General features: G+C 68.7%; 22 protein-coding genes. 13 read left to right on the top strand and 9 right to left on the bottom strand.

Annotated features, from left to right (window positions below):
* Positions 1-46: 46 nt before the first annotated feature.
* From ACFV2X_RS18145 to trxA, 5 genes are all read left to right on the top strand, one after another.
* Positions 47-1,783, top strand: a complete 1,737-nt coding sequence (locus ACFV2X_RS18145; protein ID WP_385617285.1) for a protein kinase family protein — start codon at positions 47-49, stop codon at positions 1,781-1,783.
* A 27-nt stretch (positions 1,784-1,810) separates the two neighbouring features.
* Positions 1,811-2,500: an RNA polymerase sigma factor SigM gene (gene sigM / locus ACFV2X_RS18140; RefSeq protein ID WP_385617283.1), complete on the top strand. Its 690-nt coding sequence runs from the start codon at positions 1,811-1,813 to the stop codon at positions 2,498-2,500.
* Positions 2,497-3,474: a hypothetical protein gene (locus ACFV2X_RS18135; RefSeq protein ID WP_385617281.1), complete on the top strand. Its 978-nt coding sequence runs from the start codon at positions 2,497-2,499 to the stop codon at positions 3,472-3,474. The genes sigM and ACFV2X_RS18135 overlap by 4 nt, the downstream gene beginning before the upstream one ends.
* A gap of 159 nt (positions 3,475-3,633) precedes the next feature.
* Positions 3,634-4,587: a thioredoxin-disulfide reductase gene (gene trxB / locus ACFV2X_RS18130; protein ID WP_385617279.1), complete on the top strand. Its 954-nt coding sequence runs from the start codon at positions 3,634-3,636 to the stop codon at positions 4,585-4,587.
* 45 nt (positions 4,588-4,632) lie between these two features.
* The gene (gene trxA / locus ACFV2X_RS18125; protein ID WP_089507403.1) at positions 4,633-4,962 is read left to right on the top strand and encodes a thioredoxin; all 330 of its coding nucleotides are present in this window, start codon (positions 4,633-4,635) and stop codon (positions 4,960-4,962) included.
* A gap of 138 nt (positions 4,963-5,100) precedes the next feature.
* Here the strand turns inward: trxA and ACFV2X_RS18120 are convergent, their stop codons facing one another.
* The 9 genes from ACFV2X_RS18120 to rpmH all read right to left on the bottom strand — a co-directional run bounded on the left by ACFV2X_RS18120 (position 5,101) and on the right by rpmH (position 11,919).
* Positions 5,101-5,718 carry a GNAT family N-acetyltransferase gene (locus ACFV2X_RS18120; protein ID WP_385617276.1) on the bottom strand — a complete coding sequence of 206 codons (618 nt, stop codon included), beginning with the start codon at positions 5,716-5,718 and terminating at the stop codon, positions 5,101-5,103.
* 308 nt (positions 5,719-6,026) lie between these two features.
* Positions 6,027-7,166, bottom strand: a complete 1,140-nt coding sequence (locus ACFV2X_RS18115; RefSeq protein WP_385617274.1) for a ParB/RepB/Spo0J family partition protein — start codon at positions 7,164-7,166, stop codon at positions 6,027-6,029.
* Complete coding sequence (locus ACFV2X_RS18110; RefSeq protein ID WP_358637920.1) at positions 7,163-8,251, bottom strand: ParA family protein; 1,089 nt, start codon at positions 8,249-8,251, stop codon at positions 7,163-7,165. The genes ACFV2X_RS18115 and ACFV2X_RS18110 overlap by 4 nt, the downstream gene beginning before the upstream one ends.
* 276 nt (positions 8,252-8,527) lie before the next feature.
* Positions 8,528-9,241: a 16S rRNA (guanine(527)-N(7))-methyltransferase RsmG gene (rsmG, locus tag ACFV2X_RS18105; RefSeq protein ID WP_089507407.1), complete on the bottom strand. Its 714-nt coding sequence runs from the start codon at positions 9,239-9,241 to the stop codon at positions 8,528-8,530.
* A 133-nt stretch (positions 9,242-9,374) separates the two neighbouring features.
* Positions 9,375-9,884: a R3H domain-containing nucleic acid-binding protein gene (locus ACFV2X_RS18100; RefSeq protein ID WP_014177964.1), complete on the bottom strand. Its 510-nt coding sequence runs from the start codon at positions 9,882-9,884 to the stop codon at positions 9,375-9,377.
* 14 nt (positions 9,885-9,898) lie between these two features.
* A complete protein-coding gene (gene yidC, locus ACFV2X_RS18095; RefSeq protein ID WP_385617271.1) occupies positions 9,899-11,056 on the bottom strand; it encodes a membrane protein insertase YidC in 1,158 nt (385 codons plus the stop codon).
* Between the two features lie 3 nt (positions 11,057-11,059).
* Entirely contained in the window at positions 11,060-11,377 is a 318-nt protein-coding gene (gene yidD / locus ACFV2X_RS18090) for a membrane protein insertion efficiency factor YidD (RefSeq protein ID WP_089507409.1), read from the bottom strand.
* Positions 11,374-11,757, bottom strand: a complete 384-nt coding sequence (gene rnpA, locus ACFV2X_RS18085; protein WP_089507410.1) for a ribonuclease P protein component — start codon at positions 11,755-11,757, stop codon at positions 11,374-11,376. The genes yidD and rnpA overlap by 4 nt, the downstream gene beginning before the upstream one ends.
* Positions 11,758-11,781: 24 nt before the next feature.
* A complete protein-coding gene (gene rpmH, locus ACFV2X_RS18080; protein ID WP_003956500.1) occupies positions 11,782-11,919 on the bottom strand; it encodes a 50S ribosomal protein L34 in 138 nt (45 codons plus the stop codon).
* A gap of 456 nt (positions 11,920-12,375) precedes the next feature.
* Here rpmH and dnaA point away from each other — a divergent pair, with 456 nt between their 5' ends.
* From dnaA to ACFV2X_RS18040, 8 genes are all read left to right on the top strand, one after another.
* Positions 12,376-14,274, top strand: a complete 1,899-nt coding sequence (dnaA, locus tag ACFV2X_RS18075; RefSeq protein WP_385617268.1) for a chromosomal replication initiator protein DnaA — start codon at positions 12,376-12,378, stop codon at positions 14,272-14,274.
* 945 nt (positions 14,275-15,219) lie between these two features.
* Complete coding sequence (gene dnaN, locus ACFV2X_RS18070; RefSeq protein ID WP_089507412.1) at positions 15,220-16,350, top strand: DNA polymerase III subunit beta; 1,131 nt, start codon at positions 15,220-15,222, stop codon at positions 16,348-16,350.
* 90 nt (positions 16,351-16,440) lie between these two features.
* Positions 16,441-17,319: a phosphogluconate dehydrogenase (NAD(+)-dependent, decarboxylating) gene (gene gnd / locus ACFV2X_RS18065; RefSeq protein ID WP_385617265.1), complete on the top strand. Its 879-nt coding sequence runs from the start codon at positions 16,441-16,443 to the stop codon at positions 17,317-17,319.
* Positions 17,320-17,363: 44 nt separating this feature from the next.
* On the top strand, positions 17,364-18,587 hold the full coding sequence (recF, locus tag ACFV2X_RS18060; protein WP_385617263.1) for a DNA replication/repair protein RecF: 1,224 nt from the start codon (positions 17,364-17,366) through the stop codon (positions 18,585-18,587).
* A complete protein-coding gene (locus ACFV2X_RS18055) occupies positions 18,584-19,117 on the top strand; it encodes a DUF721 domain-containing protein (RefSeq protein WP_385617261.1) in 534 nt (177 codons plus the stop codon). Before recF ends, ACFV2X_RS18055 begins: the two co-directional genes overlap by 4 nt.
* Positions 19,118-19,440: 323 nt before the next feature.
* Positions 19,441-21,483: a DNA topoisomerase (ATP-hydrolyzing) subunit B gene (gyrB, locus tag ACFV2X_RS18050; RefSeq protein WP_385617259.1), complete on the top strand. Its 2,043-nt coding sequence runs from the start codon at positions 19,441-19,443 to the stop codon at positions 21,481-21,483.
* A 45-nt stretch (positions 21,484-21,528) separates the two neighbouring features.
* Complete coding sequence (gyrA, locus tag ACFV2X_RS18045; RefSeq protein WP_385617257.1) at positions 21,529-24,138, top strand: DNA gyrase subunit A; 2,610 nt, start codon at positions 21,529-21,531, stop codon at positions 24,136-24,138.
* Between the two features lie 147 nt (positions 24,139-24,285).
* Positions 24,286-24,885: a DUF3566 domain-containing protein gene (locus ACFV2X_RS18040; RefSeq protein WP_385617255.1), complete on the top strand. Its 600-nt coding sequence runs from the start codon at positions 24,286-24,288 to the stop codon at positions 24,883-24,885.
* The last annotated feature ends 44 nt before the right edge of the window (positions 24,886-24,929 follow it).

Here is a 24,929-nt window from a genome sequence, read left to right as displayed (position 1 = left end):
GTCTTGGCTCGGAGTAGGCGCAACGGATGGGGAGGCAGGAACGACGGTGGCGGAACGGAGCACGGCTGCCGTCGACGTGGCCGACAACAGCGGAGATGAGCCGCTGACCGCCGAGGCGGGCAAGGCCACGTCCGACGGGGTGGGAACCGAAACGAAAGCCGAAAAGGAAGCGCAGGCCGCGGGCACCGACACCAAGGGCGCCGCGGCCGATACGAGCGCCCCCGAGCTGCACAGCGGCCACAAGCTGGCCAGACGCTACCGCCTGGAGGAATGCGTCACCCGTCTGGACGGATTCAGCAGCTGGCGTGCCGTGGACGAGAAACTCCGCCGCGCTGTCGGAGTCCATGTGCTGCCGGCCGACCATCCGCGGGCCCGCCCGGTGCTGGCCGCCGCCCGTTCGGCGGCGCTGCTCGGTGATCCCCGCTTCGTCCAAGTCCTCGACGCCGTCGAGGAGAACGACCTCGTCTACGTGGTCCACGAGTGGCTTCCCGACGCCACCGAACTCACCGCCGTACTCGCCTCCGGCCCGCTCGAGCCGCATGACGCCTACCAGCTCGTCAGCCAGGTGTCCCAGGCCATGGCCGCGGCCCACCGCGAAGGCCTCGCGCATCTGCGGCTGAACCCGGGCTCCGTGCTGCGCACCGAATCGGGCCAGTACCGCATTCGCGGCCTCGCCGTCATGGCCGCCCTGCGCGGCATCAGCTCCGACCACCCGCAGCGCACCGACACCGAAGCCATCGGCGCGCTGCTGTACGCCGCCCTGACCCAGCGCTGGCCGTACGAGAGGGACGCCTACGGCCTGTCCGGGCTACCCAAGGGCGTCGGGCTGATCGCGCCCGACCAGGTCCGCGCGGGGGTCCACCGCGGCCTGTCCGAGCTGGCGATGCGCGCGCTCGTCAACGACGGCGCCACCGCCTCCCGGCAGGACCAGCCCTGCACCACCCCCGAAGAGCTCTCCAAGGCCGTCGCCGCCATGCCGCGGATCCGCCCGCCGGAGCCCACCTTCACTGCCCCGGACGCCTTCCAGCGCACCACGTACCAGCAGGGCGTCTACGGCCGGCCGCCGCACCACGGCCGGCCGTCCCCCGCCACCGGCCAGGCCGTCCCCGTGCCGCCTCCGCCCCCGCTGCAGAGCCGCACCGGCAAGGCCCTCAAGTGGACCGTCTCGGCCCTGCTTATCGCGGCCCTCGGCCTCGGCAGCTGGCAGCTCGCGGACACCCTCCTCAAGGAGGAGAAGAAGTCCCCTCCGAGCCGGTCACAGCAGAAGGGGAACGACGACAAGCCCACGAAGCCGACCAGCAAGCCGATCAAGATCGTCAAAGCTCAGGAGTTCGCCCCTGGCACCCAGGCGCAGAACCCCGCTGAGGTCAAGCTCACCTACGACAGGGACCCATCGACGTCCTGGCGCACCAGCAGCTACATCGACGGTCCGGAATTCGCCCCGACCGTCAAGAAGGGCGTCGGAATCATCTACGACCTGGGTTCCGAGCGGACGCTGGACAGCGCCACCCTCGGGCTGCAGTACGGAGGCTCGTACACGAAGGTCTCGCTGTATGCCACGGGTTCCCTCTCCCCGTCCGTCTCGGCGTCCGACCCCGTCGCTTCGTTCCAAAAGCTTGGCTCGGCCAAGGTCGAGAGCAAGTCCGCCGAGCTGAAGATCAAGAGCAAGGTGAAGACCCGCTACGTCCTCGTCTGGCTGACCGCGCTTCCCTACTCCGACCCGGAACCCAATTACGAACACCCCTACAAGCAGGCCATCACGGACGTGAAGTTCACCGGCTGAGTCGGCCGGACGGGGAGGGGCTCCAGGGTGGACAACGCCAGGTTCGGCGACACGAGCGACGGCGAGCTCCTCAAGCGCCATGTCGCCGGCGACCCGGATGCCTTCGGTGAACTCGTGCGACGCCACCGCGACAGACTCTGGGCGGTGGCGCTGCGCACGCTCGGCGACCGTGAGGAGGCTGCCGACGCGGTCCAGGACGCGCTCGTGTCCGCCTACCGGGCCGCTCACACCTTCCGCGGCCAGTCGGCCGTCACGACCTGGCTCCACCGCATCACGGTGAACGCCTGCCTGGACCGGGCCCGTAAGGCCGCCTCCCGTCGTACCTCCCCCGTGGCTGAAACGGAACGGCTCGAGCAGCTTCTGGAACCCCACGAGTCGGCCGCCGCACCGGCGGAGCGTGGAGACCTCCACCGAGAGCTGCTTGGCGCGCTCCGCACCCTGCCCCCCGAGCAGCGGGCGGCCCTCGTACTCGTCGATATGCAGGGCTACCCCGTGGCCGAAGCCGCGAGAATCCTGGAGGTCCCCACCGGCACGGTCAAAAGCCGCTGCGCCCGGGGACGCGCACGTCTGCTGCCCATGCTGACCCATCTCCATCCGAACGGGAGGGGTAACGACTCGCCGAGCGGGGCAAGGAACCGGACGCAGGGGACATCCGTCCCACCGACGGCAGGACCGAACGACACAGATGCCGTGAAGGGCGGAGGTGGCCGAGCGTGACATCGTCGACCGACACGGACGAGCACCCGGAGGTCACGGAGATCTCCGCACTCGCCGAGGGGCTGCTGCCCCCCGACCGCACTGCCGATGTGCGCGGCCACCTCGCCGCCTGTGAGCTGTGCGCCGACGTACAAGCCTCCCTGGACGAGATCCGGTCGCTGCTGGGCACCCTCCCGGGTCCGGTGCAGATGCCCGCCGATATCGCGGGGCGTATCGACGCGGCGCTCGCCGCGGAAGCCCTCCTCGATGCGACCACCCCGGATGACTGCGTCGATGTTTCACGTGAAACTTCGACCCTCGACTCCTCGGCCGAAGCGGCTCCGAACGTTTCACGTGAAACATCGGAGCCGACCCGCCCCCGGAAGACGAGCAGCGACTCGACACCTTCGTCCGGCGCTGCCGAGCGACCGGCGGGGCGTCCGCGAGCCGCCACCGGACCGGGCCGTACGAAGTCCCGGCCCGACGCCCGGCGCCCGCAGCCCCGGCGCTGGCCCAGGGCCGTCCTCGGCTCCGCCTGCGCGGCTGCCGTGATCGGTCTCGGCACCTTCCTCATGCAGTCGGGCTCCACCGCCGGCAACGATGCGGGCAGCACACAGGCGTCGGAGAGGCAGCCCTCGTCCACTACGGAGACGCTCTCCGCGGCGACCCTCCAGGCCCGGGTGCACGCCCTCCTCGCCGACCAGAAGCCCTCGACCGCCTCCGGCGATGTGCGGGCACAGGACACCCCGGACATGCCGTTGCGCGCCGAGGACCCCCCGGTGCCCAGCTGTGTACAGGCGGGCACCGGTCGCTCGGAGACCCCACTTGCCGCGCAGGAGGACACCTACGCCGGCAAGGAGGTCTATCTTGTGGTGCTGCCGCACGAAGCCGACAACAAGCTCGTCGACGCCTTCGTGATCGAATCGGCGTGCGTCGCACAGTCACCGTCGAATGCCGGGACCCGCCTCGTGGCCCGCACCTACCCGCGAGACTGAGGCGCGCGGCACACGGCACACGGAAGGCCGCCTGACGCCACCCGGGAATGCGCGACCCGTAGGATCCGTTGGGTGGGGTGGTAGCGGTTTTCCGGGGGACTCCGGATGTCGCCGCCCTCAGTCAGTACTCGGCACTCGGCAGAGACAAGGAAGACATCCGTGAGCGACGTCCGCAACGTGATCATCATCGGTTCCGGGCCCGCGGGCTATACGGCCGCGCTCTACACCGCCCGGGCTTCCTTGAAGCCGCTGGTCTTCGAAGGCTCCGTGACCGCCGGTGGTGCCCTGATGAACACCACCGACGTGGAGAACTTCCCCGGCTTCCGTGACGGGATCATGGGCCCCGACCTGATGGACAACATGCGGGCCCAGGCGGAGCGCTTCGGCGCCGAGCTGGTCCCGGACGATGTTGTCTCGGTCGACCTCACCGAGGACATCAAGACCGTCACCGACTCCGCCGGTACGGTCCACCGGGCCAAGACGGTCATCGTCACCACCGGCTCGCAGCACCGCAAGCTGGGCCTGGCCCATGAGGACGAGCTCTCCGGTCGTGGCGTGTCCTGGTGCGCCACCTGTGACGGGTTCTTCTTCAAGGACCAGGACATCGCCGTCATCGGTGGTGGCGACACCGCGATGGAGGAAGCGACCTTCCTCTCCCGCTTCGCCAAGTCGGTCACCGTGGTCCACCGCCGTGACACGTTGCGGGCCAGCAAGGCGATGCAGGAGCGCGCCTTCGCCGACCCCAAGATCTCCTTCATCTGGGACAGCGAGGTCACCGAGATCCGCGGCGACAACAAGCTCGCCGGGCTGACTCTGCGGGACGTCAAGACCGGCGAGACCTCCGAGCTGCCGGCCACCGGTCTGTTCATCGCCATCGGCCACGACCCGCGCACCGAGCTCTTCAAGGGCCAGCTCGACCTGGACGACGAGGGCTACCTGAAGGTCGCGTCACCCTCGACCCGGACCAACCTGGCCGGTGTCTTCGCCGCGGGCGATGTCGTGGACCACACCTACCGTCAGGCGATCAGCGCGGCCGGCACGGGCTGCTCCGCGGCACTCGATGCCGAGCGGTACCTCGCCGCTCTCGCCGATGGCGCGAACGCCACCGCCTGACCCCACCTACCCCCCTCTGCACCAAATCGATAAAGGAGATGAACCATGGCCGGTGCCACGGTGACCGTCACAGACGCCGACTTCGAGGAGACCGTCCTCAAGAGCGACAAGCCTGTGCTCGTCGACTTCTGGGCCGCGTGGTGCGGTCCGTGCCGCCAGATCGCCCCGTCTCTGGAGGCCATCGCGGCTGAGCACGGCGACAAGATCATCATCGCCAAGCTCAACATCGACGAGAACCCGGCGACCGCCGCGAAGTACGGCGTGATGTCGATCCCGACGCTGAACGTCTACCAGGGCGGCGAGGTCGCCAAGACCATCGTCGGCGCCAAGCCCAAGGCCGCCATCGAGCGCGACCTGGCCGACTTCATCGGCTGACCCCATCAGCCATCGCTCCACCACGAAGGGGCTGCCCCGCTTGGGGCAGCCCCTTCGTGTTTCACGTGAAACCACGGCCCGTACGCACCGGCTTTCACACGCACCGCCCTCGTACGCACCGCCCTCACACGAACGGCCCTACAGCGGCCGGAGCGCCGGCTCCTTCTGAACCGCACCGAGTAGCCGGTCCAGCGCCAGCTCGACGTCCTCCTTCCAGGAGATCGTCGTCCGCAGCTCCAGCCTCAAACGCGGATACCGCGGATGCGGCCGCACCGTCTTGAAGCCCACGGCGAGCAAATGGTCCGCGGGCAGCACACAGGCCGGTTCCTTCCAGGTGGCGTCCCCGAAGGCCTCGATCGCCTTGAACCCGCGCCGTATCAGATCCTTGGCCACCGTCTGCACCATCACCCGGCCCAGCCCCTGCCCCTGGTACCCAGGCATCAGCCAGGCCGTCATCAGCTGCACGGCGTCCGCCGCGACGGGGCTCGTCGGAAAGGCCGTGGATCGCGGCACATACGCCGGGGGCGCGTAGAGCACAAAGCCCACCGGCACATCGTCCACATAGACCACCCGGCCGCAGGAGCCCCACTCCAGCAGAACAGCCGAGATCCAGGCTTCCTTCTCCAGCTCCGGACGTCCGGCCCTTACCGCGGCTTCGCCGCTGACCGGGTCGAGCTCCCAGAAGACACAGGAGCGACAGCGCTTCGGGATGTCCGGGAGGTTGTCCAGTGTGAGCGGTACGAGCCGACGCCCCATGAAGCCAGTCCCTCACTTCCGTCGTCGGCCGCGCTCCGAGCGGCCGCCAGCGCACTACGCCCCCTGAGCAGACTGCCGACGAATCCGCCGACGGCCCCCAGGCCCAATCCCGTTGCCAGCAGCCCCGTGCGACTCACCGATCGCACGGCCTTGCCCTCCGCATAAGACGCCTCCACATGGATCCGCCCTACCTGATCGCATCGTATCCGTGCCGAGATTGCACCGATACCGCCCTTGAGCAAAGAGCGGGTCGTGTTCCGACCACGCCGGAATACGACCCGCCCCGCTCTGCCCGTAAGACCGGTGTCCTACTCTTCTGCCACTTCCGATTCTGTTGCTTCCGAGAGTCGCTGCTCCAGAACCGGTCCCTCGCCCGGGGCGAGCGTGCCGAGGATGCGCTCCAGATCGTCCATCGAGGCAAACTCGACGACGATCTTTCCCTTCTTCTGACCGAGGTCCACCTTCACCCGGGTCTCAAAGCGGTCGGAGAGCCTGGAGGCGAGATCCGTGAGCGCGGGGGAGATCTTCGTGCCCGCGCGCGGCCCCTTCGCCTTCGTCTTGTTCCCCGACCGTGAGCCCATCAGGGTCACGATCTCTTCGACCGACCGCACCGAGAGCCCTTCGGCGACGATCCGATACGCCAGCCGGTCCTGCTCCTCCGGGTCATCGACGCCGAGCAACGCACGGGCGTGGCCCGCGGAGAGCACGCCCGCCGCGACCCGGCTCTGCACCTTGGGGGACAGCTTCAGCAGCCGGAGCGTATTGGAGACCTGGGGGCGGGAACGCCCGATGCGGTCCGCCAGCTCGTCATGCGTGCAGTCGAAGTCCTTCAGCAGCTGGTCGTAGGCGAATGCCTCTTCCAAGGGGTTGAGCTGTGCGCGATGCAGATTCTCCAGCAGCGCGTCCAGCAGAAGCTTCTCGTCCTCGGTCGCCCTGACGATCGCCGGAATCTTCTCCAGCCCCGCCTCCCGGCAGGCCCGCCAGCGGCGCTCGCCCATGATGAGCTCATAGCGCTCGGGAGCCAACTGCCTGACGACGATGGGCTGGAGAAGCCCGACCTCCTGGATCGAGGTGACCAGCTCGGCAAGAGCGTCCTCGTCGAACACCTCACGCGGCTGCCGCGGATTGGGGGTGATGAAGTCCAGCGGCAGCTCGGCGAAGTGTGCTCCGGCCACCTCCTCCACGACGGGCGGCAGGGCTTCCTCCTGCTGCTGTTGCGGCACGGCTTCCGTCTCCGGCGGAAGGCCATGAGACGGCAGCGAGGTCACCTTGGCCGCAGCCACGCCACGTTCCTGGGTCAGCACCGGGACCGCCGACGGCGAGGTGGAGACCGCCGTCGCCGTGACCGGTCCCGCCGCCTGCGCGGGCCCGGAGCCATCCGTCCCCTTCGGCGCGGGAGGGATCAGAGCCCCGAGCCCACGGCCCAGTCCTCTGCGTCGCTCACTCACTGAATCCCCTCCTGCATGCTGCTGTGCTGGTCGTGCGGGCTGATCTCTGGGACGGTATGTGCCCGCTGGGCGTCATAGTGGACGTTGGCCCCTCTGAGCGCGATCTCTCGGGCCGCTTCCAGGTAGGACAGCGCTCCACTGGACCCCGGGTCGTAGGTGAGGACTGTCTGCCCATAGCTGGGAGCCTCGGAGATGCGCACCGATCTGGGGATGCTCGTCCGCAGGACTTCATGGCCGAAGTGGCTGCGGACCTCGTCGGCGACCTGCGACGCCAGCCGGGTCCGGCCGTCGTACATCGTGAGCAGGATCGTCGAGACATGGAGCTTGGGGTTGAGATGCCCCCGCACCAGGTCGACATTGCGCAGCAGCTGCCCCAGCCCCTCCAGAGCGTAGTACTCGCACTGGATCGGGATCAGGACCTCGGCTCCGGCGACGAGCGCGTTGACCGTCAGCAGGCCCAGCGACGGAGGGCAGTCGATGAGGATGTAGTCCAGTGGCTGCTCATATGCCTGGATAGCCCGCTCCAGCCGGCTCTCCCGCGCCACGAGCGAGACCAGTTCGATCTCCGCACCTGCCAGATCGATCGTGGCCGGGGCGCAGAACAGCCCCTCCACATCGGGAACGGGCTGCACCACGTCGGACAGGGGCTTGCTGTCCACCAGCACGTCATAGATCGACGGCACCTCGGCGTGGTGATCGATTCCCAGTGCCGTCGAGGCATTGCCCTGCGGATCGAGGTCGATGACCAGCACCCGGCCGCCGTGGAGGGCCAGAGAAGCGGCCAGATTGACCGTGGTGGTGGTCTTGCCGACCCCGCCCTTCTGATTGGCGACCACGATCACCCGGGTCTGTTCCGGCCTGGGCAGTCCCTCGCCCGCGCGGCCCAGGGCTTGGACCGCCAGTTCGGCGGCACGACCAATGGGGGTGTCGTCCATCGGGGGCGGTGTTTCACGTGAAACATCCTCCCCCGCCGATTCAGTACGGGGGCCGGGGACCGGATCGGTCATCGGCCCCGCGATGTTGGCGTCGGACCGCAAGGATTCACTCTCCTCGACATCAGGCTCGCGATGAACAGAGCCTGCCATGCTTTTGGGGTTGTGAACCAGCGAGGCCCGTTCTCCTGTGGATGAATCCACATCCCGTCGGGGCCGACGGTCGCGCGGCAGTGCGGCCGCGCGCCCACGACTGATGATTCCATGCAACAAGGAGCGACGTTTCACGTGAAACACGATGCACGGACAGCCTCACCGATTCGTCACGACACTCCGCTATGCGTAGTTTTGGAAGCTTGTATGGAGTAGCCGAGCCCGCCCTATGGAGCAATGCCGGCCCAGGGAAGATCCTGGATGGGCCTCGGCCCCTCAGCGGCGGCGCCGGGGACCCTTGCGGGCCGCCTTGGCCCGCTTGGCGGCGAAACGCACGCCGCCGGGGCTCTCCCCGACCTCGACCCGCACCACGGTGGAGAGTGGATCGACGATCCCCTCCCCGACATGGAGGACCGAGGTCCCGACCACCCCGAGCTTGCTCAGCGCGGCGCGGGCGTGCTTCAGCTCCTCCTCCGCCGTGTCCCCCTTGAGCAACAGCATCTCTCCGTACGGGCGCAGCAGCGGAACTCCCCAGCCGGCCAGCCGGTCCAGCGGAGCCACGGCACGCGCCGTCACCACATGCATCGGGGGCAGCTTCCCCAGGACCTCCTCGGCCCGACCCCGCACCACCGTCACATGCTCAAGACCCAGCAGCTCGACCACTTCCTGGAGGAAGTTCGTACGGCGCAGCAGCGGCTCCAGCAGCGTGATCCGCAGATCCGGGCGGGTCAGGGCCAGCGGGATGCCGGGCAGCCCGGCCCCCGAGCCCACATCGCATACGGTGACGCCCTCGGGCACCACCTCGGAGAGCACCGCGCAGTTCAGCAGATGGCGCTCCCACAGCCGCGGCACCTCGCGAGGCCCGATCAGACCGCGGGTCACCCCGACGTCGGCGAGCAGTTCGGCGTACCGGACGGCCTCCAAGAAGCGCTCACCGAATACCTCCCGCGCCTCCTCGGGGGCCGGGGGGAGCTCCGCTGCTTCCGTCACGGGGACCGTCCTTCCATACCGAACACTGTGGTGAACGCTGATGCTGCGAGGGCTGACAGCTGATGCAAGGCTGACAAGATTCGGCCCCGTCTGCGAGCAGACGGGGCCGTGTGGATCATGAGGCTGGACCGGTTCAGACCGGAAGCACGACCACGCGACGCTGGGGCTCCTCGCCCTCCGATTCGCTGCGCAGTCCGGCGGCGGCCACCGCGTCGTGCACGACCTTCCGCTCGAACGGCGTCATCGGCTTCAGCTTCACCGGCTCACCGGTGCCCTTGGCCTCCTCCGCGGCCTTGGTGCCCAGCTCGGTGAGCTCGGCGCGCTTACGGGCCCGGTACCCGGCGATATCGAGCATGAGCCGGCTGCGGTCGCCGGTCTCCCGGTGCACCGCGAGCCGGGTCAGCTCCTGGAGCGCCTCCAGCACCTCACCGTCCCGGCCCACCAGCTTCTGCAGGTCCCGACTGGTCGAATCACTGATGATCGACACCGCGGCACGGTCGGCCTCGACGTCCATGTCGATGTCACCGTCGAGGTCCGCGATGTCCAGCAGCCCCTCGAGGTAGTCGGCCGCAATCTCCCCCTCCTGCTCGAGGCGGGTCAGGGTGTCGACACCCTCGGCAGCCGGGGTGGTGCCTTCCGTCACGGATGGACTCCTTCTTACTTCTTGGACGGGTGCTTGGGGCGCTGCTGGCCCTTGCGCTGCCCGGACTTGGCGGTGCGGGAGGAGCCGGAAGCCGAGCCGCCGGCCGGCTTACCGCCCTGCGCGCCCTTCTTCTGCGCCACGCTGGGCTGCTGCTTCTGCGAGCCCGACTCCTCCGAGTCGGACTTGTCCAGCGAGGTCTTGGCGACCTGCGGCTGGGACTGCGCCCTGGCGTGGCCCGTGGCGCCCGACTGGCGCCGCGACTTGCTCTGCCGCTTGGGCTGCTGCCGGTTCGCGCGAGCCGTCTCGGCCGCCTGCTTGGCCTCGACCTCGGCCGGCTCCTCCTTGAGCTTGCCCTGGGCCCGCAGCCGCTCCTGGCGTGCCTTGAAGGCGACGCTGCCGGGGGTCGGGTTACGGCGGATGACGAACATCTGCTGACCCATGGTCCACACGTTGGTGGTCAGCCAGTAGACGAGGACACCGACGGGGAAGTTGATACCGAAGACGGCGAACATGACCGGGAAGACGTACATCAGCATCTTCTGCTGCTGCATGAACGGCGTCTTCACCGTCAGGTCGACGTTCTTGGTCATCAGCTGGCGCTGGGTGAAGAACTGCGACGCCGACATCAGGACGATCATGACGATCGTCACGACCCGGACGTCCGTCAGCGAGGCGCCGAGAGACTCGACCTTCGAGGCGGACGACATGAACTTCACGGACAGCGGAGCACCGAAGATGTGCGCCGAGCGGGCGCTGTCCAACAGCGACTGGTCGATGAAACCGACCGTGCGGTTGTTCGCGATGTGGTTCAGGACCTGGTACAGCGAGATGAAGAACGGTGACTGCGCCAGAATCGGGAGACAGCTCGAGAGCGGGTTGGTACCCGTCTCCTTGTAGAGCTTCATCATCTCTTCGGACTGGCGCTGCCGGTCGCTCTTGTAGCGCTCCTGGATCGCCTTCATCTTCGGCTGGAGCGCCTGCATGTTCCGCGTCGCCTTGATCTGCTTCACGAAGAGCGGGATCAGGCAGATACGGATCAGTACCACCAGCGAAACGATGGACAGACCCCACGCCCAGCCACTGTCCCGGTCGAAGATGAGGCTGTAGAACGCGTGGAACTGGACGATGATCCAGGAAACTACGTCATAAAGAGGACCGAGGATCGTGTCCACGAATCAGGCTCCTTGGGCGTTGGGCTGGGTCTCGGGCTGTGGGGCAGGCTCCCCGGCGGAGTGCCCGCCGAGGCGGTTGCGCAGCCGCTGGTGCCAGACCGGGCGCTTCCGGGGAGGAACGTGGTCGACGCCACCGAGCGACCACGGGTTGCAGCGCAAGATGCGCCACGCCGTCAGCGCCGTTCCTTTCACCGCGCCGTGCCGGTCAATGGCCGTGTAGCCGTAGTGCGAGCACGACGGGTAGTACTTGCAGACCGGTCCCAGCATCGGGCTGATGGTCCACTGGTACAGCTTGATCAACCACAGCAGCGGGTACTTCATCGCGGCACCCCTCCCAGTAGCCGCCGCACTGCGGTGTCGAGGTCACGGGCCAGCTGGTCGTGGCCCGCTTCGCCCGCACCGGGCAGCGCCCGTACGACCACAAGGCTACCTGCGGGAAAAAGTTCGAGGCGGTCGCGCATGAGATGGCGCAGCCTCCGCTTCACCAGGTTGCGTACGACGGCACCGCCGACCGCCTTGCTTACGACGAAACCCGCACGCGCAGGGGGAGCACTCTCCCCAGGTGCGTGCGGGTCCGTTTCACCGCTGGCAAGGCCGCTGCGATAGTGCACGACGAGGAGCGGGCGTCCGGCCCGGCGCCCTCGGCGTACCGCGGCTGCAAAGTCCTCGCGCCGCCTCAGCCGTTTTTCGGTAGGCAGCACGTCATGGACCTTGGGTCAGGCTGCTCAGGCCGACAGACGGGCGCGACCCTTGCTACGGCGGGACGCGAGAATCGCGCGGCCGGCACGGGTACGCATACGCAGCCGGAAGCCGTGGGTCTTCGCGCGGCGGCGGTTGTTCGGCTGGAAGGTGCGCTTGCTCACTCGGGGGCTCCAGAAATGAATCGGGTGGTGGCGGGACATCGCCTGGCTGTCACCGTGCGCCCACGAGTAGCTCGCAATACGCCCGAGTGCACCGCTTCATAATCGCCGGACCTGGGGTCCGCGACCCTTGCCCATCGGAGGCAGGCGGCAGCAGCCATCGACAACTCGACCTGGTTACGGTACGCGCGATTACGCCATCCGGTCAAACCGGCGCCGCCCGGTGGCGCGGCCGGGTGGCGCCCCGCGAAGACGCGGCCCCCTTGGGCCCGGGGGCAAGGGAACGCGCGGCGACATCGCATGGCACATTTGTACACACCCTGTGGACAACGACTTGAACCGCACAGCCCGGCCTGACTACCGTGGCTGGGCTCCGATTCCTTCCCGCCCGTCCCGAGAACCGCATATTCGTGGGACCTGTCGGCGTCCCCCCACCCAGCGAGTGAGAGAGCGTGCCCTGTGGCTGACGTACCCGCCGATCTTGCCGCAGTGTGGCCACGTGTGCTCGAGCGGCTGCTCGGAGAGGGCGCGGGCCAGGGCGGACAAGGCGTCGAGGCCAAGGACGAACATTGGATCAAGCGGTGCCAGCCGCTCGCCCTCGTCGCCGACACCGCGCTGCTGGCCGTGCCCAATGAATTCGCCAAGGGCGTGCTGGAGGGCCGGCTGGCCCCGATCGTCAGCGAAACGCTCAGCCGCGAGTGCGGCCGCCCGATCCGGATCGCGATCACCGTCGACGACTCCGCCGGCGAGCCGATGGTCCCGCAGCAGCCACAGCGCGACACGTACGAAAGTCGCGACACCCGCGAGAGTCGTGACTCTTACGAGAATCGTGACTCGTATGAGAGTCGCGACGCCTACGAGGGCTACGACAACCGCGACAGCTATGGCAGCCGGGACGGATACGGCCGTCCGGCGGGCGATGAGCTGCCGGCGGCCCGCCCCGCCTACCCCGGCTATGACCAGCACCGGCCCGAGCCCGGCGCCTGGCCCCGGCCGCGCGACTACGGCTGGCAGCAGCCCCGGCTCGGCGGCTTCCCCGAGGGCGACCCGTACGCCACCCAGCGTCCCCAGCCCGGCTATGACCAGCAGCTCTACGATCAGCAGCCGCACTCGGACTACCGGGGCGCGGGCGCGGAGCGGCCTGGGCCCGGACCTGGCCCGGGTTCCGGCCCGGGGCCCGACCGGTCGCCGTACGAGCAGCCGCGCCGGGAGCTCCCCGACCCGCTGGATCGTTCTCGCGGCGGCCCGCCCGTGCTGCCCTCGCAGACCGGTGCCCCCGGCCCGCTCGCCGCGCAGCCGGCGCCGGCGCCCGGCCCTGGTGAGCCGACCGCGCGCCTGAACCCGAAGTACCTCTTCGACACCTTCGTCATCGGCGCGTCGAACCGCTTCGCGCACGCCGCGGCGGTCGCCGTCGCCGAGGCGCCCGCCAAGGCGTACAACCCCTTGTTCATCTACGGGGAGTCCGGGCTCGGCAAGACCCACCTGCTGCATGCGATCGGGCACTACGCGCGCAGCCTCTACCCGGGGACGCGGGTGCGCTATGTGAGCTCCGAGGAGTTCACCAACGAGTTCATCAACTCCATCCGCGACGGCAAGGCGGACGCGTTCCGCAAGCGCTACCGCGACATGGACATCCTTCTGGTCGACGACATCCAGTTCCTCGCGAGCAAGGAGTCGACGCAGGAGGAGTTCTTCCACACCTTCAACACGCTCCACAACGCGAACAAGCAGATCGTGCTGTCCTCCGACCGGCCGCCCAAGCAGCTGGTGACCCTGGAGGACCGGCTCCGCAACCGCTTCGAGTGGGGACTGATCACCGATGTGCAGCCGCCGGAGCTGGAGACGCGTATCGCGATCCTGCGCAAGAAGGCGGTGCAGGAGCAGCTGAACGCCCCGCCGGAGGTGCTGGAGTTCATCGCTTCCCGTATCTCGCGCAATATCCGCGAGCTGGAGGGGGCGCTGATCCGGGTCACGGCCTTCGCCAGCCTGAACCGCCAGCCGGTGGACCTCGGCCTGACCGAGATCGTGCTGAAGGACCTGATCCCCGGCGGCGAGGACGCGGCCCCGGAGATCACCGCCACCGCGATCATGGCCGCGACTGCCGACTACTTCGGGCATACGGTCGACGATCTGTGCGGCGCCTCGCGCAGCCGGGTGCTGGTCACCGCGCGGCAGATCGCGATGTATCTGTGCCGTGAGCTGACCGATCTGTCGCTGCCCAAGATCGGGGCGCAGTTCGGCGGCCGGGACCATACGACCGTCATGCACGCCGACCGCAAGATCCGGGCGCTGATGGCCGAGCGGCGCTCCATCTACAACCAGGTCACCGAGCTGACCAACCGCATCAAGAACGGCTGACGCGGCACAGGGCGCGGCACACGGCGCGGCTCTCGCGCCGGATTCCGCCCAGGGCGCTTGGGGAGGAACGACTCCCGCAAGCGCCCTTCGTCGTTTCCGGGCCCGTTCCGTCGCTCCGGAGCCGCCCCGGCCGGGCTCCGCTCCGCCCGCCGGCCGCCCCGGCCCGGCCGTCCGCGCCCCGGCGACGCCTCCGCGACACGGACGGCCTGTTCGATTCCATGCCCTCGGAGGCCGCTTCTCCACAGGTCAGCGGCCAATCCACCATCCACACCCTGGGGATGTCCCGGCTGTCCAGACTGTGTCCACAGGGGCGGCTGCCGACAGGACATCGGAGGAGGTCAGGGGGGTGTGGAATTGTGACAATCAACAGTCCACAGACTGTGGACGACGGAGTTACCCACAGGGCGGTCTCCGCGTTGTCCACCGCCCGCCCACAGCCAAGGCCCCGTCACCCACAGCTTCTCCACACCCTCATCCACTGTTCGGCAAGGAAACGGGCGTGGTCACCGAGACGAGTGAAAGGCGTCACACCAACGAGCCGGGTTGGGCTGTGGGGAAGGTGGGTAAAACTGGGGACACAGCTGGGGAGAACCGGGGCTCGCCTGTGCATCGGGTGTGCAGAACTCGGCGGCATCCACAGCAGAGCCTGTTTGTCCACTGCCGTCGCCCACAGGCCCGGTGGATAAAAAACTGATGCTGACCTGCGAGAAGTCAGTTGTCCACGGTTTCCACAGGCCCTACTACTACGACCACTTAGTTAGAGCGAGAAATTCGTTTCGAAGTGGGGCCTGTGCACAACCGGGCTCCGAGCCGCCCGACACCTCGGGCGCCGATTTGACCCCGAGCCGCACCGACTGTCGGCGGCGTACGTCAGACTGGTCTCCGGCGATTGCGCCGACGACGAAGGCCAGCAGGGCGAGCCAGCAACAGCAGGAGGCGGTTCCGGTGAAGATCCGGGTGGAGCGCGATGTACTCGCGGAGGCAGTGGCCTGGGCGGCCCGCAGCCTTCCGGCCCGTCCGCCGGTGCCCGTCCTCGCGGGGCTGCTGCTGAAGGCGGAAGAGAGCACCCTCAGCCTCTCCGGCTTCGACTACGAGGTCTCGGCCCGGGTGTCGGTGGAAGCCGATGTGGAGGACGACGGCACGGTCCTGGTCTCCGGCCGCCTCCTCGCCGACATCTGCCGCGCCCTCCCCAACCGCCCTGTGGAGATCTCCACTGACGGTGTGCGGGTGACCGTCGTCTGCGGCTCGTCGCGATTCACACTCCACACCCTGCCTGTGGAGGAGTACCCCGCCCTGCCGCAGATGCCGACGGCGACCGGCACCGTGCCCGGCGATGTCTTCGCCTCCGCCGCCGCCCAGGTGGCCATCGCGGCCGGCCGCGACGACACCCTGCCGGTGCTCACCGGTGTGCGGATCGAGATCGAGGGCGACACGGTCACGCTGGCCTCCACCGACCGCTACCGCTTCGCGGTCCGCGAGTTCCTGTGGAAGCCCGAGACGCCCGACATCTCCGCGGTCGCGCTCGTGCCCGCCAAGACGCTCCTGGACACCGCCAAGTCGCTGACCAGCGGTGACACCGTGGCCCTCGCCCTGTCCGGCTCGGGCGCCGGGGAGGGCCTGATCGGTTTCGAGGGCGCCGGGCGCCGCACCACGACCCGGCTGCTCGAAGGCGACCTCCCCAAGTACCGCACGCTCTTCCCGACCGAGTTCAACTCCGTCGCGGTGATCGAGACCGCTCCGTTCGTGGAGGCGGTCAAGCGCGTCGCCCTGGTCGCCGAGCGCAACACCCCGGTCCGGCTCACCTTCGAGCAGGGCGTGCTGATCCTGGAGGCCGGGTCGAGCGACGACGCACAGGCTGTGGAGCGCGTCGACGCCCAGCTCGATGGCGACGACATCTCGATCGCCTTCAACCCGACCTTCCTGCTGGACGGGCTGAGCGCGATCGATTCTCCGGTCGCCCAGCTGTCGTTCACCACCTCGACCAAGCCCGCTCTGCTCAGTGGCAAGCCGGCCATGGACGCCGAGGCGGACGAGGCGTACAAGTACCTGATCATGCCGGTGCGGCTCAGCGGATGAGCGGGTGTGGCCCACAGTTGAGCGACAACCCCTGGGCGTAGGCTCGGACTCAGGTGCGAAACGCAATGACTACGGCATAAAGGATCACTGATGGAGCTCGGTCTCGTCGGTCTCGGCAAGATGGGCGGCAATATGCGCGAGCGCATGCGCCGCGCAGGTCACACCGTCATCGGGTACGACCGCAACCCGGACCTCGCCGACGTCCACAGCCTCGACGACCTTGTGGACAAGCTCAAGGGACCGCGTGTGGTGTGGATCATGGTGCCGGCCGGCATCGCGACCCAGACCACCATCGAGGAGCTGGCCGAGCTGCTGTCGCCGGGCGACATCGTGGTCGACGGTGGCAACTCCCGCTGGACCGACGACGAGCGGCACGCCGAGCAGCTGAACGCCAAGGGCATCGGCTTTGTCGACTGCGGCGTCTCCGGCGGCGTCTGGGGCCTGGAGAACGGCTATGCGCTGATGTACGGCGGCGCGGCCGAGCATGTGGCGCGGGTCCAGCCGATCTTCGATGCGCTCAAGCCCGAGGGTGACTTCGGGGCAGTTCACGCCGGGCGGGTCGGTGCCGGCCATTTCGCGAAGATGGTCCACAACGGCATCGAGTACGCGATGATGCAGGCCTACGCCGAGGGCTGGGAGCTGCTGGAGGCCGTGGACTCGGTCACCGACGTCCGCGAGGTCTTCCGCTCCTGGCAGGAGGGCACCGTCATCCGCTCCTGGCTGTTGGACCTCGCGGTCAACGCCCTGGACGACGACGAGCACCTGGAGAAGCTGCGGGGCTACGCGGAGGACTCCGGCGAGGGCCGCTGGACCGTCGAGGCGGCCATCGACAACGCCGTGCCGCTGCCCGCCATCACGGCCTCGCTCTTCGCCCGGTTCGCGTCCCGCCAGGACGACTCCCCGCAGATGAAGATGATCGCCGCACTGCGCAACCAGTTCGGCGGCCACGCGGTCGAGAACAAGAAGTAACCAGCCCCCGTAAGGGAGCCGCCGGGGGAGGTCGGCGCGCCACCATGCATGTAACGCATCTGTCGCTCGCCGACTTCCGCTCATACGCCCGGGCCGAGGTCGCTCTCGGCCCGGGCGTCACGGCTTTTGTGGGCCCCAACGGCCAGGGGAAGACCAACCTCGTCGAGGCCGTCGGCTATGTGGCCACGCTCGGCAGCCATCGCGTCTCCGCCGACGCCCCGCTGGTGCGGATGGGCGCGGACCGGGCGATCGTGCGGGCCGCGATCGTCGAGGGCGACCGGCAGCAGCTGGTCGAGCTGGAGCTGAACCCCGGTAAGGCCAACCGCGCCAGAATCAATAGATCCTCGCAGGTCAGACCGCGCGATGTGCTTGGCATCCTGCGCACGGTCCTGTTCGCGCCCGAGGACCTGGCCCTGGTCAAGGGGGATCCCGGGGAGCGTCGGCGCTTCCTGGACGAGCTGGTCACCGCGCGCTCACCGCGCATGGCCGGGGTCCGCGCCGACTATGAGCGGGTGCTCAAGCAGCGCAACACCCTGCTCAAGACCGCCGCGTTGGCCCGGCGTCACGGCGGCGGCCGTGGTTCCGGGGGCGACGGGGCGCTGTCCACTCTCGACGTATGGGACCAGCATCTGGCGCGCGCCGGTGCGGAATTGCTCGCCCAGCGCCTCGATCTGATCGCCGCGCTGCAGCCGCTGACCGACAAGGCGTATGAGCAACTGGCGCCGGGGGGCGGCCCGATCGGTTTCGACTACCGCAGTTCCATGGGCGACGGCCTGGCGGCCGCGGGCACCCGCGAGGAGCTGTACGAGCAGCTTTCGGCCGCGCTCACGGCCGCCCGTAAGCAGGAGATCGAGCGCGGGGTGACGTTGGTCGGCCCGCACCGCGACGATCTGATCCTGCGGCTCGGGGAGCTTCCGGCGAAGGGCTATGCGAGCCATGGCGAGTCCTGGTCGTATGCGCTGGCCCTGCGCCTGGCCTCGTACGACCTGCTGCGCGCGGACATCTCATGGGCACCCGGCGGGCCTTCCGCCGAGGCAGCCGAGGTCGGCGGGGGCGGTGAGGCCGGGGCGGTCCGGCGGGCGGGCGAGCCCGTGCTGGTGCTGGACGACGTCTTCGCGGAGCTCGACGAGCGGCGCCGGGAGCGGTTGGCCGAGTTGGTCGCGCCCGGCGAGCAGGTGCTGGTGACGGCGGCCGTGGAGGACGACGTCCCCGGAGTGCTGGCGGGCGCCCGCTACGCGGTGTCCGAAGGGGAGGTGCGGCCCCTGTGACCGAGCAGCCCGCACAGCCGCCCACTCCGCCGGAGCCCTCGGGGGTCGACCTGGCGCGGGTGGCGCTGCGCGCCGCCAAGGAGCAGGCGCGCGCCCGTGGTGCGGCGGCGCAGCAGAAGAAGCAGGCGCGCCGAGGGGGCTTGCGCTCCGGTGCGCGCGCCGACGGGCGCGATCCGCTGCCGCTCGGTGCCGCGATCAACCGGCTGATCACCGAGCGGGGCTGGGAGACCCCCGCCGCGGTGGGCGGGGTGATGGGCCGCTGGCCCCAGATGGTGGGACCGGAGGTGGCGCAGCACTGCGAGCCGCAGCGGTACGACGAGGAGGCTCGGGTGCTGACGGTGCGGTGCGACTCGACGGCGTGGGCGACCCAGCTGCGGCTGCTGGCCCCGCAGCTGGTGGCCCGGCTCAACGCGGACCTCGGCCAGGGCACGGTCAAGCTGATCAAGGTCTTGGGTCCGGGCGGCCCGGCCCGTCGTTATGGATCGCTGCGCGCCCCCGGCTCCACGGGCCCGGGCGACACCTACGGCTGAGGCAGTCCTCCGTGCGCCCCCGTTGCGCAGGTGGCGGGGCGGCCGTGAAGGGGGTGGCCGCTGGGGCGTCTGTCATGGTTGCCGGTGGTTGACGACCCGAAGCGCTGAGTGGCGGTGTGAGCCTCTTAAACCCCATCCCCAGATATGGGGAGTCGGCGACGACCGGTTCAGGGCGGCACATGCGTACTCAGGCACCGGCAAGCCCCCATTCTTGTCGGCGCTACCGGTAGACTGGGCGCGTACACCGTCGCCGCTTGCGCACCGAGCGCTCGCGGACACATGTTGAACGACGCAGCCGCTCCCGCCTGCCCCGGAGACGGCTCGTGCTGTGCCAGAAAGGGCGCTTCGTGGCCGATTCCGGCAACCCCAACGAGAACATCCCGTCCGAGATCCCGTCCGAGGACGTCGACGGGGCTTTGGCCCCGCCGTCCTATGACGCCAGTGCGATCACCGTCCTGGAGGGCCTGGACGCGGTCCGCAAGCGACCCGGTATGTACATCGGTTCCACCGGTGAGCGCGGCCTCCACCACCTTGTCCAAGAGGTGGTGGACAACTCCGTGGACGAGGCCCTGGCCGGTCACGCGGACACCATCGAGGTGACGATCCTGGCCGATGGCGGGGTTCGCGTGGTCGACAATGGCCGCGGTATCCCGGTCGACCTGCATCCGGTGGAGAAGAAGCCGGCCGTCGAGGTCGTGCTGACCGTGCTGCACGCGGGCGGCAAGTTCGGCGGCGGCGGCTACGCCGTCTCCGGCGGTCTGCACGGCGTCGGCGTCTCCGTGGTCAACGCGCTGTCGACGAAGGTCTCGGTCGAGGTCAAGCGGGACGGCTACCGCTGGACCCAGGACTACAAGCTTGGCGTGCCCACCGCGCCGCTGGCCAAGAACGAGCAGATCACGGAGACCGGTACGACGGTCACCTTCTGGGCCGACCCGGATGTCTTCGAGACGACCGAGTACTCCTTCGAGACGCTGTCGCGGCGCTTCCAGGAGATGGCGTTCCTCAACAAGGGCCTGTCCATCTCGCTGACGGACGAGCGCGAGGCCCATGTGGACGAGGAGGGCAAGCCGCTCTCCGTGACGTACTGCTACGAGGGCGGCATCGTCGACTTCGTGCAGTACCTGAACTCCCGCAAGGGGGAGCTGGTCCACCCCACGGTCATCGGCTTCGAGGCCGAGGACAAGGAGCGGATGCTCTCGGTCGAGATCGCGATGCAGTGGAACACCCAGTACACCGAGGGTGTCTACAGCTTCGCGAACACGATCCACACCCATGAGGGCGGCACCCACGAGGAGGGCTTCCGCGCCGCGCTGACGTACTTGATCAACAAGTACGCGCGGGACAAGAAGCTGCTCCGGGAAAAGGATGACAATCTCACCGGTGAGGACATCCGCGAGGGCCTGACCGCGATCATCTCGGTCAAGCTCGGCGAGCCGCAGTTCGAGGGTCAGACGAAGACCAAGCTGGGCAACACGGAGGCGAAGACCTTCGTCCAGAAGATCGTCCATGAGCACCTGGCCGACTGGCTCGACCGCTACCCCAACGAGGCGGCGGACATCGTCCGCAAGTCCATCCAGGCGGCCACGGCCCGGGTCGCGGCCCGTAAGGCCCGCGATCTGACCCGCCGCAAGGGGCTGCTGGAGACCGCGTCACTGCCGGGCAAGCTGGCCGACTGCCAGTCCAACGACCCGTCCAAGTGCGAGATCTTCATCGTCGAGGGTGACTCCGCCGGCGGCTCGGCCAAGGCCGGCCGTAACCCGCAGTACCAGGCGATCCTGCCCATCCGAGGCAAGATCCTCAACGTCGAGAAGGCGCGGGTCGACAAGATCCTCCAGAACAACGAGGTCCAGGCGCTGATCTCGGCGTTCGGCACCGGTGTGCACGAGGACTTCGACATCAGCAAGCTCCGCTATCACAAGATCATCCTGATGGCGGACGCCGACGTCGACGGCCAGCACATCAACACCCTGCTGCTCACCTTCCTCTTCCGCTTTATGCGCCCGCTGGTCGAGGCGGGCCATGTCTTCCTGTCCCGCCCGCCGCTCTACAAGATCAAGTGGGGCCGGGACGACTTCGAGTACGCGTACTCGGACCGCGAGCGGGACGCGCTGATCCAGGCGGGCCGTGAGCAGGGCAAGCGCATCAAGGAGGACTCGGTCCAGCGCTTCAAGGGTCTGGGCGAGATGAACGCCGAGGAGCTGCGCGTGACCACCATGGACGTGGACCACCGCGTCCTGGGCCAGGTCACCCTGGACGACGCCGCGCAGGCCGACGATCTGTTCTCGGTCCTGATGGGCGAGGACGTCGAGGCCCGGCGCTCGTTCATCCAGCGCAACGCCAAGGACGTCCGCTTCCTCGACATCTGAGTCGGCCCCGAGCAGCCGCAGACGACAGAAGGACTTTGACCAGCAATGGCCGACGAGAACACCCCGAACACGCCAGAAGACCAGACCCAGGGGGCCACCCTCCGCGTCGAGCCGGTGGGCCTCGAGACGGAGATGCAGCGCTCGTACCTCGACTACGCGATGAGCGTGATCGTGAGCCGTGCGCTGCCCGACGTCCGGGACGGCCTCAAGCCGGTGCACCGCCGTGTGCTGTACGCGATGTACGACGGCGGGTACCGCCCCGAGAAGGGCTTCTACAAGTGCGCCCGCGTCGTCGGCGACGTGATGGGCACGTACCACCCGCACGGCGACTCGTCCATCTACGACGCCCTGGTGCGGCTGGCCCAGCCGTGGTCCATGCGGATGCCGCTGGTCGACTCCAACGGCAACTTCGGCTCCCCGGGCAACGACCCGGCGGCGGCCATGCGCTACACCGAGTGCAAGATGGCGCCGCTGTCCATGGAGATGATCCGGGACATCGACGAGGACACCGTCGACTTCCAGGACAACTACGACGGGCGTAACCAGGAGCCGACGGTTCTGCCGGCCCGCTTCCCGAACCTGCTGATCAACGGCTCGGCGGGGATCGCGGTCGGCATGGCCACCAACATCCCGCCGCACAACCTCCGCGAGGTGGCCGAGGGCGCCCAGTGGTTCCTGGCCAACCCGGAGGCCACACCGGAGGAGCTGCTCGACGCGCTCATCGACCGGATCAAGGGCCCGGACTTCCCCACCGGCGCCCTGGTCGTCGGCCGCAAGGGCATCGAGGAGGCGTACCGCACCGGTCGCGGCTCGATCACGATGCGCGCGGTCGTCGAGGTCGAGGAGATCCAGGGCCGTCAGTGCCTGGTGGTCACCGAGCTGCCGTACCAGGTCAACCCGGACAATCTGGCGCAGAAGATCGCCGACCTGGTGAAGGAAGCCAGGATCGGCGGCATCGCGGACGTCCGCGACGAGACGTCCTCGCGGACCGGGCAGCGCCTGGTCATCGTGTTGAAGCGGGACGCGGTCGCCAAGGTCGTGCTCAACAACCTCTACAAGCACACCGACCTCCAGACCAACTTCGGCGCGAACATGCTGGCGCTGGTCGACGGGGTGCCGCGCACCCTCTCGCTGGACGCCTTCATCCGCAACTGGGTCACCCACCAGATCGAGGTCATCGTCCGCCGGACGCGCTTCAGGCTGCGCAAGGCCGAGGAGCGGGCCCACATCCTGCGCGGTCTGCTCAAGGCGCTGGACGCGATCGACGAGGTCATCGCGCTGATCCGGCGCAGTGACACGGTGGAGATCGCGCGCGGGGGCCTGATGGACCTGCTGACGATCGACGAGATCCAGGCCAACGCGATCCTGGAGATGCAGCTGCGGCGGCTCGCCGCCCTGGAGCGTCAGAAGATCATCCAGGAGCACGACGAGCTGCAGGCCAAGATCAATGAGTACAACGCGATCCTGGCCTCGCCCGAGCGGCAGCGGCAGATCATCAGCGAGGAGCTGACCGCGATCGTCGAGAAGTACGGCGACGACCGGCGTACCAAGCTGATCCCCTTCGACGGTGACATGTCCATCGAGGACCTGATCGCCGAGGAGGACATCGTCGTCACGATCACCCGTGGCGGCTATGTGAAGCGTACGAAGACCGAGGACTACCGCTCGCAGAAGCGCGGCGGTAAGGGCGTGCGCGGCACCAAGCTCAAGCAGGACGACATCGTCGACCACTTCTTCGTCTCGACCACCCACCACTGGCTGCTGTTCTTCACCAACAAGGGCCGGGTCTACCGGGCGAAGGCGTACGAGCTGCCGGACGCGGGCCGGGAGGCGCGCGGCCAGCACGTCGCGAACCTGCTGGCGTTCCAGCCGGATGAGCAGATCGCGCAGATCCTGGCGATCCGCGACTACGAGGCGGCGCCGTATCTGGTGCTGGCGACGAAGTCGGGTCTGGTGAAGAAGACCCCGCTCAAGGACTACGACTCCCCGCGGTCGGGTGGTGTGATCGCCATCAACCTCCGGGAGACGGAGGACGGCCGGGAGGACGAGCTGATCGGGGCCGAGCTGGTTTCGGCCGAGGACGATCTGCTGCTGATCAGCAAGAAGGCACAGTCGATCAGGTTCACGGCCACGGATGAGTCGCTGCGGCCGATGGGACGGGCGACCTCCGGCGTCAAGGGCATGAGCTTCCGCGAGGACGACGAGCTCTTGTCGATGAATGTCGTCCGGCCCGGTACGTTCGTGTTCACCGCCACCGACGGTGGGTACGCGAAGCGGACGAATGTCGACGAGTACCGTGTCCAGGGCCGCGGCGGCCTCGGTATCAAGGCCGCCAAGATCGTGGAGGACCGCGGTTCCCTCGTCGGGGCTCTGGTGGTCGAGGAAAGTGATGAGATCCTTGCCATCACGCTCAGCGGTGGCGTAATCCGTACCCGTGTGAACGAGGTCAGGGAGACGGGCCGTGACACCATGGGCGTCCAACTGATCAACCTGGGCAAGCGCGATGCCGTCGTCGGTATCGCCCGGAACGCCGAGGCCGGTCGTGAGGCTGAAGAGGTCGAGGACGAGTCCGAGACCGTGAGCGAAGCAGCCGAGGGGGCCGCGTCCGAGGCGGCCGAGGGCACAGCGCCCCCGGCCGACGAGACCGAGGAGTAGGTCGTGAGTGGAGCCACGGGTCCCGCGGCGGGCGGCGGCGGAATGGATACCGGCCATGGGCCGGTGCCGGGCGCCGCACCCGCCGGGAGCGGATCACCCGCTTCGGCAGGCGCCCGTGGCCCCTCCACCGACTCCCATGGGGGTACCGTGACGGACATCAGGCAGCCGCAGCCGCCGTACGAGAGCTACCCGGGCAGCCCGCTGCCCGGTGAGCGGCCGGGCCAGCCACAGCCCGCGCAGCCGTACCACCCGCCGCAGGCGTATGCGCCGCCGAGCACCCCGCCGAGCACCGGCGGGGCCGCCAGGGGCGGCTCGGGGCAGCAGCAGACCGCGGTGCGCCGCCCGCGCACCGAGTCGGGCGCCCGCTCGGCCCCGCGTACCCGCAAGGCGCGGCTGCGGGTCGCCAGGGCGGACCCGTGGTCGGTGATGAAGGTCAGCTTCCTGCTCGCGATCGCGCTGGGCATCTGCACCGTGGTCGCCGCGGCGGTGCTGTGGATGGTCATGGACGGGATGGGCGTCTTCAGCGCCGTGGGCGGGACGATCAGCGAGGCCACGGAGTCGAAGAAGGGCACCGGCTTCGACCTGGAGTCCTTCCTGTCGCTGCCGCGAGTGCTGGCCTTCACCGGGGTCATCGCAGCGATCAATGTGGTGCTGGCCACGGCGCTGGCCACCCTGGGGGCCTTCATCTACAACCTGTCGGCGGGCTTCGTCGGCGGTGTGGAGCTCACGCTCGCCGAGGACGAGTAGCGGCCGCCTGTAACCGATTTTGGGACAGGGCTGGTCGTGCGCTA

Origin of the sequence: Streptomyces sp. NPDC059679 (assembly GCF_042734105.1) — a bacterium.
GTDB lineage: Bacteria > Actinomycetota > Actinomycetes > Streptomycetales > Streptomycetaceae > Streptomyces.
The sequence above is the reverse complement of the archived record's forward strand: the minus strand, read 5'-3'. Positions and strand labels throughout refer to the sequence as shown.

Excerpts from the sequence above, each read along its gene's own strand:
- trxA (WP_089507403.1), top strand. The coding sequence starts at position 4,633 with ATGGCCGGTGCCACGGTGACCGTCACAGACGCCGACTTCGAGGAGACC.
- ACFV2X_RS18120 (WP_385617276.1), bottom strand. The coding sequence starts at position 5,718 with ATGGGGCGTCGGCTCGTACCGCTCACACTGGACAACCTCCCGGACATC.
- ACFV2X_RS18110 (WP_358637920.1), bottom strand. The coding sequence starts at position 8,251 with ATGGCAGGCTCTGTTCATCGCGAGCCTGATGTCGAGGAGAGTGAATCC.
- yidD (WP_089507409.1), bottom strand. The coding sequence starts at position 11,377 with ATGAAGTACCCGCTGCTGTGGTTGATCAAGCTGTACCAGTGGACCATC.
- gnd (WP_385617265.1), top strand. The coding sequence starts at position 16,441 with ATGGAGCTCGGTCTCGTCGGTCTCGGCAAGATGGGCGGCAATATGCGC.
- recF (WP_385617263.1), top strand. The coding sequence starts at position 17,364 with ATGCATGTAACGCATCTGTCGCTCGCCGACTTCCGCTCATACGCCCGG.
- gyrA (WP_385617257.1), top strand. The coding sequence starts at position 21,529 with ATGGCCGACGAGAACACCCCGAACACGCCAGAAGACCAGACCCAGGGG.